This window comes from Enterobacter cloacae complex sp. IR5403, assembly GCF_049238705.1.
GTDB classification, from domain to species: domain Bacteria; phylum Pseudomonadota; class Gammaproteobacteria; order Enterobacterales; family Enterobacteriaceae; genus Enterobacter; species Enterobacter hormaechei_C.
This window is the reverse complement of the sequence record NZ_JBMKHP010000026.1, coordinates 14,549-28,366: the sequence shown is the minus strand read 5'-3', so window position 1 is coordinate 28,366 and position 13,818 is coordinate 14,549. Positions and strand designations below refer to the sequence as shown.

The following is a 13,818-nucleotide window of genomic DNA, read 5'->3' as shown; positions in this document are numbered from 1 at the left end:
GTTCACTCGTTGAGACTTGGTATTCATTTTTCGTCTTGCGACGTTAAGAATCCATGTCACTTTGAGTGCCCACACAGATTGTCTGATAAATTGTTAAAGAGCAGTGCCGCTTCGTTTTCGCTGCGGCGCGGGGTGTGCATATTACGCTCTCCCGCTTCAGAGTCAAGCGTTTATTTTGCTTTTCTCTGCTGACCCGGCGGCTTGCGTGCCGATGTTCCGTGTCAGTGGAGGCGCATTATAGGGAGTAATTCCGAACCTGCAAGGATAAATTGCAAATTAATTACCGACTGCTCACTTTCCAGGCAAATCACATCCCAGACCACAATTTTCGCCTGGTTTTTAAACAAAAACGAGCCGCAAGCGGCTCGTTTTTGCGTTTTGTGACTTACTGCACTGCCACAATGCGATCGTCGTTGGCTTCCAGACGGATAACTTTGCCCGGAACCAGCTCCCCAGAGAGGATTTGCTGTGCCAGCGGGTTTTCGATCTGCTGCTGGATAGCACGTTTTAACGGACGCGCACCATAAACAGGATCGTAACCATTCTCGCTCAGCAGTTTCAGCGCATCGTCGGAAATGTGGATTTCATACCCACGCTCTTCCAGACGTTTGTACAGACGCTGCAACTGGATCTGCGCAATCGACGCAATGTGTTTCTCACCCAGCGGATGGAACACGACCACTTCATCAATACGGTTGATGAACTCCGGACGGAAGTTTTGGCTGACCACACCCAGCACCAGATCTTTCATATGGCTGTAATCCAGCTCACCGAAGCGTTCCTGAATCAAATCGGAACCCAGGTTCGAGGTCATGATCACCACCGTGTTACGGAAGTCGACCGTTCTTCCCTGCCCGTCCGTCAGACGCCCATCATCCAGCACCTGCAACAGAATGTTAAACACGTCAGGATGAGCCTTTTCCACTTCATCCAGCAGGATGACGGAATAAGGACGACGACGAACCGCTTCCGTCAGGTAACCGCCCTCTTCATAACCGACATATCCCGGAGGCGCACCGACCAGACGCGAGACGGAGTGTTTCTCCATAAACTCGGACATATCGATACGCACCATCGCGTCATCGCTGTCGAACATAAAGTTAGCCAGCGCTTTACACAGCTCGGTTTTACCGACACCGGTTGGCCCCAGGAAAAGGAACGAGCCGATTGGACGATTCGGATCGGACAGCCCCGCACGGCTACGACGAATGGCGTTAGATACCGCTTCGACCGCTTCGTTCTGTCCAATGACGCGCTGATGTAGATCCTGCTCCATACGCAGCAGTTTCTCGCGTTCGCTTTCCATCATGCGAGCCACAGGGATGCCCGTCCAGCGCGCCAGCACTTCGGCAATCTCGGCATCCGTCACTTTATTACGCAACAGACGCATGGTTTTGCCTTCCGACTGCGTGGCGATCTCAAGCTGTTTTTCCAGCTCAGGGATCTTGCCGTACTGTAGCTCGGACATCCGTGCCAGATCCCCTACGCGACGCGCCTGCTCAATGGCAATTTTCGCCTGCTCCAGCTCCGCCTTGATTGTCTGGGTGCCAGAGAGGGAGGCTTTCTCAGCTTTCCACTCTTCTTCCAGCTCAGAATACTGACGCTCTTTCTCGTCCAGTTCTTCATTGAGCATATCGAGGCGTTTCTTACTCGCTTCATCAGACTCTTTGTTCAGCGCCTGCTGTTCCAGCTTGAGCTGGATAATACGGCGATCGAGCCGGTCCAGCTCTTCCGGTTTCGAGTCAATCTGCATACGGATGCTGGACGCCGCTTCATCAATAAGGTCGATGGCTTTATCCGGCAACTGGCGGTCGGCAATGTAGCGATGCGAAAGCGTCGCCGCCGCAACGATGGCCGGGTCAGTGATCTGCACGTGATGGTGCAGCTCATAACGCTCTTTCAGACCACGCAAAATGGCGATGGTATCTTCAACGCTTGGTTCAGCGACAAACACCTTCTGGAAGCGACGCTCCAGCGCGGCATCTTTTTCAATGTACTGACGATACTCGTCCAGCGTAGTGGCGCCGACGCAGTGAAGTTCACCACGTGCCAGCGCAGGTTTCAGCATGTTCCCGGCATCCATTGCGCCGTCAGCTTTACCCGCCCCCACCATAGTGTGCAATTCGTCGATAAACAGGATGACATTACCTTCCTGTTTCGCCAGATCGTTCAGCACGCCTTTCAGACGCTCTTCAAATTCACCGCGGTATTTCGCCCCAGCCACCAGCGCGCCCATATCCAGAGCCAGTACGCGACGGCCTTTCAGCCCTTCGGGCACTTCGCCATTAACGATACGCTGCGCCAGCCCTTCAACAATGGCGGTTTTACCGACGCCTGGCTCACCAATCAGCACCGGGTTGTTTTTAGTACGGCGTTGCAGTACCTGGATAGTCCGGCGAATTTCTTCGTCACGGCCGATCACCGGGTCAAGTTTGCCCTGCTCGGCACGTTCGGTCAGGTCGACCGTAAATTTCTTCAAAGCCTGACGTTGGTCTTCGGCTCCCTGATCGTTCACGCTTTCACCTCCGCGCATTTTCTCAATCGCCTGGGTCACATTGGCGGTGGTTGCACCGGCGGATTTCAGCAGGTCGGTCAAGGTACCTCGTGATTCAAGCGCCGCCAGAACAAACAGCTCTGACGAAATAAAATTGTCCCCACGTTTTTGCGCCAGCTTGTCGCAAAGGTTCAGCACGCGCACCAAATCCTGCGACGGCTGCACGTCGCCACCGGTACCTTCTACCTGCGGTAAACGGCTCAGCGCCTGATCGATGGCGGTGCGTAACTGGCCGGCATTAATGCCAGCGGACGTTAATAAAGGACGTACCGATCCCCCTTCCTGATTCAGCAAGGCGCTCATTAAATGAAGAGGTTCGATAAATTGGTTGTCGTGCCCCAGTGCAAGGGACTGGGCATCGGCGAGAGCAAGCTGGAATTTATTAGTAAGACGATCCAGACGCATAACTCCTCCCATAACAGGTCAAATTTGCTACTGGAGATTAAATGAGGTCATCCCTCAATTATTCAAGGTTAATAACCTGAATTATGTGAAAAGAAAACGGCGCGTACCGGATCGTCTTGATTCTTTAGGTTATATCAGCCAAATGAAACTTGCCATACGGCCTGTCGTCATGTCGCGACGATAGGAGAAAAAATCACCCTTTTCGGTGAAAGTACAGCGATCTCCGCCGAAGATTTGGGTCACGCCGACGTTATTCAGGCGCTGGCGGGCAAGCTGGTAAATATCGGCCAGATATTTATCTCCGGAAGCCACAAACGCTTCGACCGCTTGCGGATCTTTTTCCATAAAGGCATCGCGCACTTCGGGCCCGACCTCAAATGCCTGCGGACCAATCGCCGGGCCAAGCCAGGCAATGAGATTTGCAGAATCGTCCTGGAAGCAGGCAACGGTCTCTTCCAGCACGCCTTCGCACAGGCCTCGCCATCCGGCGTGGGCAGCAGCCACTTCAGTTCCTGCCTGATTGCAGAACAGCACCGGCAGGCAATCAGCGGTCATCACCGCGCAAACCGTTCCCGGCGTATTGCTGTACGAAGCATCGGCGCGTTTAGACGCATAGGGCTCACCCGTCAGCTTCAGCACCACTTTACCGTGCACCTGCTCAAGCCAGACCGGTTTTGAAGGAAGGTTTCCCGCAGCAAAGAGACGTTTACGGTTCTCTTCAACGTGCTCCAGGTTATCGCCACAATGCGCACCGAGGTTCAAAGACTCCCACGCGCCCTGGCTCACACCACCGATACGGGTCGAACTACAGGCGGCCACGCCTTCAGGCAGTGGCCATTCCGGGACAATCAGTTTGGTCATAACCAGTCTACGTGATCCTTATGTTCTTCGAAATCTGCGCGCATCGCGTCGATAAGTTCCACCATATCCTGTGGGATCGGTGCATGCCATTCCATCTGAATTCCGGTGATTGGGTGGTAAAGACGCAGCATCGTCGCATGCAGCGCCTGGCGATCGAATTTACGCAGCACGGAGATGAATTCATCCGATGCGCCCTTTGGTGGACGCGGACGACCGCCGTAAACCGGGTCACCCACCAGCGGATGGGTAATATGCGCCATGTGCACGCGGATCTGGTGAGTACGCCCGGTTTCCAGACGCAGACGCAGGCGCGTATGAATACGGAAATGTTCCATGATGCGGTAGTGGGTTACCGCCGGTTTACCCATCGGGTGTACGGACATATGCGTACGCTTGGTTGGGTGACGGCTGATAGGCTCTTCCACCGTGCCGCCAGAGGTCATATGACCAATCGCCACCGCTTCATATTCACGGGTGATTTCGCGCAGTTGCAACGATTCCACCAGGCGAGTCTGGGCGGGAACCGTCTTCGCCACCACCATCAGACCCGTGGTGTCTTTATCCAGACGGTGAACGATACCGGCACGCGGTACGTCGGCAATTGGTGGATAATAATGAAGGAGAGCGTTAAGTACCGTACCGTCAGGATTGCCCGCGCCCGGATGAACAACAAAGTCGCGCGGCTTGTTGATGACCAGAATATCGTCATCTTCGTAGACGATATCCAGCGGGATATCCTGCGGCTCGAAGCGGATTTCCTCTTCGATTTCAGCATTGATGGCGACAGCTTCCCCACCAAACACTTTCTCTTTAGGTTTGTCCCAGATCTTGCCGTTTACCAGCACGCGCTGGTCAAGGATCCATTCTTTTATGCGTGAACGCGAATAATCAGGGAACAATTCGGCCAAAGCCTGATCTAAGCGTTGACCGAGCTGATTTTCGGAGACTGTTGCGGTGAGTTCTACTCGTTGTGCCATAAACTGCTTCTTCGTTTAACGTTGGGTTTTACGGCTTTGCCGTTTAATATAGTGTGCTATTGTAGCTGGTCTTAATCGGGAGCAGGAACTGAGTTTCTCCCGGACAAACATTTGAGGAAAGTCAAAACGTCATGACGCGCATGAAATATCTGGTGGCAGCGGCCACGTTGAGCCTGGCTTTGGTGGGCTGCTCCGGTTCGAATGAACAGGTCCCTGACAATCCGCCGAATGAAATCTATGCGACTGCACAACAAAAGTTGCAGGACGGTAACTGGAAACAGGCGATAACGCAACTGGAAGCGTTGGATAATCGCTATCCGTTTGGTCCGTATTCGCAGCAGGTACAGTTAGATCTTATCTACGCCTACTACAAAAATGCCGATCTGCCGCTGGCTCAGGCAACGATCGATCGTTTCATGCGTCTGAACCCTACCCATCCTAACATCGATTACGTGATGTACATGCGCGGCCTGACTAACATGGCGCTGGATGACAGTGCATTGCAGGGCTTCTTCGGGGTGGATCGTTCCGACCGTGACCCGCAACATGCGCGTGATGCTTTCAATGACTTCTCCAAACTGGTGCGCAGCTATCCGAACAGCCAGTACATTACCGATGCCACTAAGCGTCTGGTGTTCCTGAAAGATCGTCTGGCGAAATATGAGTACTCCGTTGCGGAATACTACACCCGCCGTGGCGCATGGGTTGCCGTGGTTAACCGTGTAGAAGGCATGCTGCGTGATTATCCGGACACCCAGGCCACGCGTGATGGCCTGAAGCTGATGGAAAATGCGTATCGCCAGATGCAGATGACGGCTCAGGCTGACAAAGTGGCGAAAATCATCGCCGCGAACAGCAGCAACACCTGATACCGCTACAACGCATAACGGCAGCCCGCGGGCTGCCGTTTTTTTATCCTTTCAGACTTACGCTGAAGCGGTTTAGCTTCAACACATCCATTCAACTATGACCGCATTTGTTGACTTCGACAAGGTAAATCTCACCTCTTCCTGCCCTGCCTCACAAAAAAGATTCCCTGACAAAAACCGACAAAATAACGTGATCTAAATCACACATTTTGACATTAGGTCGGGTATGCTGGAATCACCAAGACGGAAAGACAAGAGGTAAAATTTATGACAATGAACATTACCAGTAAACAAATGGAAATTACTCCGGCAATCCGCCAGCACGTCGCAGACCGTCTCGCCAAACTGGATAAATGGCAAACACATTTGATTAATCCACATATCATCCTGTCCAAGGAGCCGCAGGGTTTCATCGCTGATGCAACTATCAATACTCCAAACGGCCATCTGGTCGCCAGCGCAAAACACGAGGATATGTACACCGCAATTAACGATTTGATCAACAAGCTGGAACGGCAGCTCAATAAAGTGCAACACAAAGGTGAAGCACGTCGCGCCGCAACCTCGGTGAAAGACGCCAGCTTCGCGGAAGAAGTTGAAGAAGAGTAATCCTCTAAAATTGAGTGTACCGACAACGCGCCTTCGGGCGCGTTTTTTATTGACAGGATCAAAACAGTACAGGTACTTTAACCCTATCAATTTCAGGATGACCTTATGAAACAGACGCCGTTTTTCTTCGCATTCTTTTTTACCTTCCCCTGACCGGGAGGCGTTTCGTCGTGTGATAAAGAATGCGAAGACGAACAACAAGGCCTCCCACACCGGGAGGCCTTTTTTATTGATAACGATAAAATGAGACAGACAACACTATGACACCGGAAAACCCGCTCCTGGATTTACGCGTAAAAATCAGTGCGCTCGACGAAAAATTACTGGCCCTGCTGGCAGAACGCCGCTCGCTCGCCGTTGAAGTGGGCAAAGCCAAGCTCGAGTCCCATCGGCCGGTGCGCGATATCGATCGCGAACGTGATTTACTGGAACGGTTGATTCAACTCGGCAAAGCGCATCATCTGGATGCCCACTACATCACCCGCCTGTTCCAGCTTATCATCGAAGATTCCGTTCTGACGCAACAAGCCCTGCTCCAGCAGCATCTGAACAAAACCAACCCGCACTCTGCTCGTATCGCTTTCCTCGGTCCGAAAGGCTCCTATTCTCATCTGGCGGCCCGCCAGTACGCAGCCCGCCATTTCGAAGAGTTTATTGAGAGCGGTTGCGCGAAATTTGCAGACATTTTCAACCAGGTCGAAACCGGCCAGGCCGATTACGCCGTGGTGCCAATTGAGAACACCAGTTCCGGCGCCATCAACGATGTTTACGATCTGCTCCAGCACACCAGCCTGTCGTTAGTCGGCGAGTTGACTATCCCTATCGATCACTGCGTGCTGGTCTCTGGCTCAACCGATCTGAGTCAGATCGAAACGGTGTACAGCCACCCGCAGCCGTTCCAGCAGTGCAGCCAGTTCCTGAACCGTTATCCGCACTGGAAAATTGAGTACACCGAAAGCACCTCAGCGGCGATGGAAAAAGTGGCGCAGGCAAACTCTCCTGCCGTCGCGGCTCTCGGTAGCGAAGCGGGCGGCGCGCTGTATGGCTTACAGGTGCTGGAACGCAATCTGGCCAACCAGACGCAGAACATCACCCGTTTCGTGGTTCTGGCCCGCAAGGCCATCAACGTGTCGGACCAGGTCCCGGCGAAAACCACCCTGCTGATGGCGACCGGCCAGCAGGCGGGTGCGCTGGTTGAAGCGCTGCTGGTGCTGCGTAATCACAACCTAATCATGACGAAGCTGGAATCCCGTCCAATCCATGGCAACCCGTGGGAAGAGATGTTCTATCTCGACGTTCAGGCCAACCTGGAGTCTGCATCCATGCAGAAAGCCCTGCGCGAACTGGGCGAGATCACCCGCTCCATGAAAGTGCTGGGCTGCTATCCGAGCGAAACCGTGGTCCCGGTCGATCCGGCTTAACGTTCGATAAAGCGGCTTTTCTTCATCCCTGCCACATTTACAGGCAGGGTGAAGATGGCACCGGAAAGCGGGTATTTCGCCAGCTCCTCCGCCTCCATATTTTCCCGCGTGGTGGTGATAAACAGCGTTTTCATATCGTCGCCGCCAAAGCAGACCATTGTCGGGCAGCGTACCGGCAGCCGATACTCTTCCAGCTGTTCGCCTTGCGGTGAAAACCGTGCGATACGCCAGCCGTCAAACAGTGCGCTCCAGTAGCAGCCTTCCTCATCCATTGCCGCACCGTCGGGTATACCTTCTCCCTCGCTAAACCGGCGAAACTCTTCGCGCTTACCGGGTTCTCCCTGCTCATCAAGCGGCGTACGGTAGATCACGCCGTTCGGCGTATCAGAAGTAAACATCCACCGTTTGTCAGGACTAAACGCTAAACCGTTATGCCCGTGAATATCGCACTGAATCACTTTCGGCGTCAGGTCGTTGTCGATACGCATCAGCATGGCGCCGTTATAATCTCCCGGCCCCCAGAACGTGCCCGCATAAAACCGTCCCTGATGATCGGTACCGCCATCGTTAAAGCGTGCAAGCTGCGGGTTGGATGGGTTATCGCAAACTTTACGTTGTAGCAGGCCGTGCTTATCGGTCAGCCAGATGGCGTTTCGCATCGCGACGATAAATCCGCCGCGTTCACGCAGGGCAAAACACCCAACTTCTTCATGGAATGAGAGCACCGAGTGCTCTGCGGTGGGCAGATGGTACCGATGGATCTCCCCTTCCAGGATATCCGCCCAGTAGAGCGCCTTCTCTTCTGCACTCCACGTCGGGCATTCGGGCAGATGCCCGGTATAGTTCAACAGCAGCTGCGGTTCAGCCATGACAGTTCCCCAAAATGAAAAAAGCCAGCGATGCTGGCTTTCAGTATATACATCATCGCATTACTGGCGACTGTCATTTGCCTGGCGCAACAGCGTGCGGCTTTCACTCTGGAATCGCGTGGCGTAATCACCGAACCAGTGCTCCACTTTACGGAAACTGTCGATAAAGGCTTGTTTATCGCCGTGTTCCAGCAAGGTGATCGCTTCGCCAAAACGCTGATAATAGCGCTTGATCAGCGCCAGGTTATTTTCAGATGACATGATGATGTCGGCGTAAAGCTGCGGATCCTGGGCAAACAGTCGCCCGACCATCGCCAGCTCCAGACGATAGATTGGTGAGGAAAGCGCCAGCAATTGTTCAAGCTGAACGTTCTCTTCCGCCAGGTGCAGCCCGTAGGCGAAGGTTGCAAAGTGGCGCAGCGCCTGAATAAACGCCATGTTCTGGTCATGCTCTACCGCGCTAATGCGGTGCAAACGTGCTCCCCAGACCTGGATCTGTTCCAGGAACCACTGGTAGGCTTCCGGCTGCCGTCCGTCACAGTAAACCACTACCTGCTTCGCCAGGCTTCCGCTGTCCGGGCCAAACATCGGGTGTAACCCAAGCACGGGCCCGGTGTGCGCCGCCAGCATTGCCTGTAGCGGACCATTTTTAACGGAGGCCAGGTCCACCAGTATGCAATCTTCCGGCAGCGGAGGAAGTTTCGCGATTATCTGCTCCGTCACATGGATTGGCACGCTGACGATAACCATTCCGGCGTCTTTCATCAGCTCCGGCGCGTGCGACCAGTCCTCTTTCTCCAGAATACGCACCTGATAGCCAGAAAGCGTCAGCATTTTCTCAAACAGACGCCCCATCTGCCCGCCACCACCGACGATAACCACCGGACGCAGCGACGGACAGAGGGTTTTGAAGCCCTTGTCGTTTTCGCTGGAATAGGACTCGCGCATCACGCGACGCAGGACGTCCTCAATCAAATCAGGTGAAACGCCCAGGGCCTGCGCCTCCTTACGGCGGGAGGCGAGCATAGAGGCCTCGCGCTCCGGAACGTAAATCGGCAGGCCGTATTTACTTTTAACCTCGCCGACCTCAGCAACCAGTGCCATGCGGCGCGCCAGTAGATCCAGCAACGCCTTATCCACTTCATCAATTTGATCGCGTAATGCGGTCAATTCAGCAACCATAACTACCCTCTTATGCCAGACGCGTCGCCAGCTGGCCTTTCAAATCTTTGTGGATCTCACGCAACAGCGCATCGGTGGTTTCCCAGCTAATGCAGGCATCGGTGACCGAGACGCCGGGCTTCATCGCGCTACGCGGCTGTTCAGATGACTGATTGCCTTCATGAATATTACTTTCAATCATCAGGCCGATAATGGAACGGTTGCCATCTTTAATCTGAGCAATCACAGATTCTGCAACCGCAGGCTGGCGACGGTAATCTTTATTCGAATTACCATGACTGCAATCTACCATCAGCGCCGGACGCAGTCCCGCCTGTTCCATCTCTTTTTCACACTGCGCGACATCCGCCGGGCTGTAGTTTGGCGCTTTACCGCCGCGCAGGATCACATGCCCGTCCGGGTTGCCCTGCGTTTGCAGCAGGCATACCTGGCCCGCCTGGTTGATCCCGACAAAACGATGGGGCATGGCGGCGGCGCGCATGGCGTTAATCGCCGTCGCCAGGCTGCCGTCGGTACCGTTTTTAAAACCAACCGGCATAGACAGGCCAGATGCCATCTCGCGGTGGGTTTGTGACTCGGTGGTGCGCGCCCCAATCGCAGACCAGCTAAACAGATCGCCGAGGTACTGCGGGCTGTTCGGATCCAGCGCCTCGGTTGCCAGCGGCAGCCCCATGCTGACCAGCTCCACCAGCAGGCGACGCGCAATCTTCAGGCCGGTTTCCACATCAAACGAGCCATCCATGTGCGGATCGTTGATCAACCCTTTCCAGCCAACGGTCGTACGTGGCTTCTCAAAATAGACGCGCATCACCAGATAGAGGCTATCGCTGACCTCCTCCGCTAATGCTTTAAATCGACGAGCGTACTCAATGGCGGTTTCAGGATCGTGAATAGAGCAAGGACCACATACCACCAGCAGGCGCGGATCGCGGCCAGCGATAATGTCAGAAATGGTCTGGCGAGAGTGCTCAATCTGAGCTTCCTGCGCGACGCTCAGCGGGAATTCCGCCTTCAGTTGATCCGGGGTGATTAACACCTGTTCGTCAGTGATATGTACGTTGTTCAGCGCGTCTTTTTGCATGATTGCGATCCTGTCAAACTCGTTTGCGATAGTGGTTTTCCTCGAAGAGGTGACACAACGATATCACATAAAGTAAAGATTTCAATCCAAAATACGTACATATTACTTTACAGCAACCCTTTAATGGCAAAAATCATGGTCTAAAACCGTAAAGTTAAAATTACACACACGCCGTTATAAGCCAGGCTATGCTCACAAAAAGGAGAATAGCCATGCGTTTAATTGCTTTTATGTTGTTGCCGCTGGTTTTATCGGGTTGCCAGCTCAATCCTTACACTTTTCAGCCTGACTGGACCAACCCGGACTGGTTCACGGCCGGTAAAGAAGACGCTATGAATGGTGTTCCGGTTAAAGATAACCAGGCGCTGGCCGATAGTTTTAATGACTCTCAGGTTGATCGAGGGGAATATCTTCGTGGCTACGCTGATGGACAGAAAAAAATATGCGAAGAGGGCTTTATTCACGCGTGGGGATTAGCGGGTAAATCATTTCCTGCCAGCTGCGATACAACTGAAAATGCAGTAAAACTGCATGAATCCTGGCAACAAAGAATGGATGAAAGTATGCGTTCCAGCAGGCTTAATTGAGCCTGCCTGAATTCCTATGAATATAGTTCACTGTAAGATTTAGCTTAGGTCAAAACAGGGATATTTCTGACATAATGACGGCTTTGATAAACAATGGTATTCTGCCGACAATTCTTAAGGACATCTATTTCCGGGGCGGTTTGGCGGATTCTGATGAGAAATGCAATCTTGATCGCTTTGCTCCGACTCCCCCTGGCGCTAATGCTGTTCATTTTAGTGGCCCCTGCAACGGCAGGCTCGTTCACGGAAACGGATAAATCAGTACGTTCGATTGTTTCTGGTATTGTGAGCTACACCCGATGGCCCGCACTGTCCGGCCAGCCTAAGCTCTGTATTTATGCCTCTTCCCATTACAGACAGGCACTCAGCAGTGAAGATGAACACAACCCGTTGCCCTATAGTCCTGTCATTGTGCGTAGCGATCGGGAAGCACTCACCGCAAGGTGTGATGCCCTCTATTTCGGGAGTGAGTCGCCGGCAAAACAACAGGAAATAATAAATCAGTATCATGGCCAGGCGTTGCTATTAATGTCAGAACAAAATCCTGAATGCGTTATTGGCAGCGCATTTTGTCTGATAATAGAGCACAACCAGGTCAGGTTTTCCGTAAATCTGGATGCGCTGGCGCGCAGTGGCGTAAGAGTCAATCCGGATGTATTAATGCTCGCACGGAATAAGAAGCATGAATAAGGAAGTCGCACCAACACCGCGTCCGACGTTTAAAAGAACGTTGCGGCGAATCAGCATGATAAGCGTCATTATAACGATGACGTTTATATGGTTGCTGCTGTGTTTCGCTTCCGTGGTGACATTAAAGCAATATGCGCAAAAAAACCTCGAACTTACCGGCGCCACCATGAGCCACAGCCTTGAAGCCTCTCTGGTGTTCAACGATGCCGTGGCGGCAAATGAAACGCTGGCGACCCTCGGCAAGCAGGGGCAGTTTGCCGTGGCGGAAGTGCTTAACGCACATCATAAACGGTTTGCATGGTGGTCGTGGAACCCGGCGGATAATACCGACACGCTGGGCGCGCTGGTCAACCGGTGGTTGTTCCCTGTTCCTGTCGCACAGCCCATCATACATAACGGCAATGTGATTGGCGAAATTCGTCTGACCGCACGAGACAGCCTGATTAGCCACTTTATCTGGCTCTCGTTTGCGGTTCTCACCGGCTGCATTCTTTTTGCCTCTGCCGTCGCATTGACCATCACCCGCTCGCTACATCATGGCATGGTTGTTGAAATGCAAAACATCACTGACGTTGTGCATGATGTTCGCACCAACCGCAACTTCTCTCGCCGGGTAACGGAAGGCCGCATTGAAGAGTTCCACCAGTTTGGAGAAGACTTCAACAGCCTGCTGGATGAAATGGAAGAGTGGCAGCTCAAGCTACAGGCGAAAAACGCTCAACTGTTGCGTACCGCCATGCACGATCCGCTCACGGGGCTTGCAAACCGCGCCGCGTTTCGCAACAACATTGCAGCATTGATGAATGACGCTTCGGCAAAAACCAATTCCGCCCTGCTCTTCCTGGACGGTGATAACTTCAAGTTTATCAATGACACCTGGGGTCATGCCGCGGGCGACTGCGTACTGATCGAAGCCGCCAAAAGGATGGTCGAGTTTGGCGAAAAGCGTCATCAGTCTTACCGTCTTGGCGGCGACGAATTTGCCATGATCCTTTACGGCGTCCACACCGCGCGTGAGGTCGAATATATTTGCGCTGCGCTGTCGCAGCAATTTATCCGTCCGTTTGATCTGCATAACGGGCACACAGCATCAATGTCACTCAGCATTGGCTATGCTCTGGCGTGGGAAAATGCCTCCGTTGAGGCCTTACTGGAACAAGCCGATCGCAATATGTATCTGGTCAAAAACCAGCGTTCGAAAACAATATCCTGAAAGGAAGACGATATGTTAAAGCGATATTTTGCGCCGTTGTTACTGGCATCACTGGTAATGTCCGGATGCCAGTCATCGCCTGAAGGAAAATTCACGCCAGAGCAAATTGCGGCCATGAAATCCTACGGCTTTAACGAACTGAATGGCGACTGGTCTCTGGGGCTGTCGGATAAGATCCTGTTTGATAAAAATGACGCCAGGCTGCGCCCGGAAAGTGAAACGCAGATCCAGACTATGGCCTCACGCCTGGCGGCAACCGGTCTGAACCATGCCCGGATGGACGGCCATACGGATAACTATGGCGAAGAGAGCTACAACGAAGCGCTTTCGTTAAAACGCGCCAATGTTGTGGCGGATGCCTGGGCGAAGGGCGCGAACATCCCGCGCAGCAATCTCACTACGCGGGGCTTAGGCAAAAAATACCCTGTCAGCAGCAACCGCACTGCGCAGGGGCGCGCTGAAAACCGCCGGGTTGCGGTAGTCATCAGCACGCCTTAAGG

General features: G+C 53.2%; 14 protein-coding genes and 1 other annotated feature. Of the genes, 8 read left to right on the top strand and 6 right to left on the bottom strand.

What is annotated here, in order from left to right:
- Positions 1-385 precede the first annotated feature (385 nt).
- The 3 genes from clpB to rluD all read right to left on the bottom strand — a co-directional run bounded on the left by clpB (position 386) and on the right by rluD (position 4,797).
- Positions 386-2,959 carry an ATP-dependent chaperone ClpB gene (clpB, locus tag ACOTW6_RS21415; RefSeq protein ID WP_017692862.1) on the bottom strand — a complete coding sequence of 858 codons (2,574 nt, stop codon included), beginning with the start codon at positions 2,957-2,959 and terminating at the stop codon, positions 386-388.
- A 129-nt stretch (positions 2,960-3,088) separates the two neighbouring features.
- Positions 3,089-3,820 carry a purine nucleoside phosphorylase YfiH gene (yfiH, locus tag ACOTW6_RS21410; RefSeq protein ID WP_062933589.1) on the bottom strand — a complete coding sequence of 244 codons (732 nt, stop codon included), beginning with the start codon at positions 3,818-3,820 and terminating at the stop codon, positions 3,089-3,091.
- Complete coding sequence (gene rluD / locus ACOTW6_RS21405; protein ID WP_003863165.1) at positions 3,817-4,797, bottom strand: 23S rRNA pseudouridine(1911/1915/1917) synthase RluD; 981 nt, start codon at positions 4,795-4,797, stop codon at positions 3,817-3,819. The genes yfiH and rluD overlap by 4 nt, the downstream gene beginning before the upstream one ends.
- A gap of 131 nt (positions 4,798-4,928) precedes the next feature.
- Here rluD and bamD point away from each other — a divergent pair, with 131 nt between their 5' ends.
- The 4 genes from bamD (at position 4,929) to pheA (ending at position 7,696) form a co-directional block, all read left to right on the top strand.
- The gene (gene bamD, locus ACOTW6_RS21400) at positions 4,929-5,666 is read left to right on the top strand and encodes an outer membrane protein assembly factor BamD (RefSeq protein ID WP_003863164.1); all 738 of its coding nucleotides are present in this window, start codon (positions 4,929-4,931) and stop codon (positions 5,664-5,666) included.
- 267 nt (positions 5,667-5,933) lie between these two features.
- Positions 5,934-6,275 carry a ribosome-associated translation inhibitor RaiA gene (gene raiA, locus ACOTW6_RS21395; protein WP_003863162.1) on the top strand — a complete coding sequence of 114 codons (342 nt, stop codon included), beginning with the start codon at positions 5,934-5,936 and terminating at the stop codon, positions 6,273-6,275.
- A gap of 104 nt (positions 6,276-6,379) precedes the next feature.
- Positions 6,380-6,505, top strand: a sequence feature (Phe leader region).
- Positions 6,381-6,428 carry a pheA operon leader peptide PheL gene (gene pheL / locus ACOTW6_RS21390; protein WP_100229775.1) on the top strand — a complete coding sequence of 16 codons (48 nt, stop codon included), beginning with the start codon at positions 6,381-6,383 and terminating at the stop codon, positions 6,426-6,428. (Overlaps the previous feature by 48 nt.)
- Positions 6,506-6,535: 30 nt before the next feature.
- Positions 6,536-7,696: a bifunctional chorismate mutase/prephenate dehydratase gene (pheA, locus tag ACOTW6_RS21385; RefSeq protein ID WP_062933588.1), complete on the top strand. Its 1,161-nt coding sequence runs from the start codon at positions 6,536-6,538 to the stop codon at positions 7,694-7,696.
- Here the strand turns inward: pheA and ACOTW6_RS21380 are convergent.
- Genes ACOTW6_RS21380 through aroF form a run of 3 tightly spaced genes read right to left on the bottom strand, consistent with a single transcriptional unit; the run spans position 7,693 to position 10,828 of the window.
- Positions 7,693-8,565 carry an SMP-30/gluconolactonase/LRE family protein gene (locus ACOTW6_RS21380; protein WP_045911903.1) on the bottom strand — a complete coding sequence of 291 codons (873 nt, stop codon included), beginning with the start codon at positions 8,563-8,565 and terminating at the stop codon, positions 7,693-7,695. The genes pheA and ACOTW6_RS21380 overlap by 4 nt on opposite strands.
- A gap of 60 nt (positions 8,566-8,625) precedes the next feature.
- Positions 8,626-9,747: a bifunctional chorismate mutase/prephenate dehydrogenase gene (gene tyrA, locus ACOTW6_RS21375; RefSeq protein ID WP_006811631.1), complete on the bottom strand. Its 1,122-nt coding sequence runs from the start codon at positions 9,745-9,747 to the stop codon at positions 8,626-8,628.
- A gap of 10 nt (positions 9,748-9,757) precedes the next feature.
- Positions 9,758-10,828 (bottom strand): 3-deoxy-7-phosphoheptulonate synthase AroF, encoded by a 1,071-nt coding sequence (aroF, locus tag ACOTW6_RS21370; protein ID WP_062933586.1) that lies wholly within the window; start codon positions 10,826-10,828, stop codon positions 9,758-9,760.
- Positions 10,829-11,040: 212 nt separating this feature from the next.
- Between aroF and ACOTW6_RS21365 the strand changes: the two genes are divergently transcribed.
- From ACOTW6_RS21365 to ACOTW6_RS21350, 4 genes are all read left to right on the top strand, one after another.
- On the top strand, positions 11,041-11,415 hold the full coding sequence (locus ACOTW6_RS21365; protein ID WP_213789186.1) for a DUF2799 domain-containing protein: 375 nt from the start codon (positions 11,041-11,043) through the stop codon (positions 11,413-11,415).
- Between the two features lie 153 nt (positions 11,416-11,568).
- Complete coding sequence (locus ACOTW6_RS21360; protein ID WP_062933584.1) at positions 11,569-12,105, top strand: YfiR family protein; 537 nt, start codon at positions 11,569-11,571, stop codon at positions 12,103-12,105.
- Positions 12,098-13,318, top strand: coding sequence for a diguanylate cyclase DgcN (gene dgcN / locus ACOTW6_RS21355; protein WP_047052207.1), 1,221 nt, complete (start codon positions 12,098-12,100; stop codon positions 13,316-13,318). The genes ACOTW6_RS21360 and dgcN overlap by 8 nt, the downstream gene beginning before the upstream one ends.
- A 12-nt stretch (positions 13,319-13,330) precedes the next feature.
- Positions 13,331-13,816 (top strand): OmpA family protein, encoded by a 486-nt coding sequence (locus tag ACOTW6_RS21350; protein WP_047052209.1) that lies wholly within the window; start codon positions 13,331-13,333, stop codon positions 13,814-13,816.
- Positions 13,817-13,818: the final 2 nt, after the last annotated feature.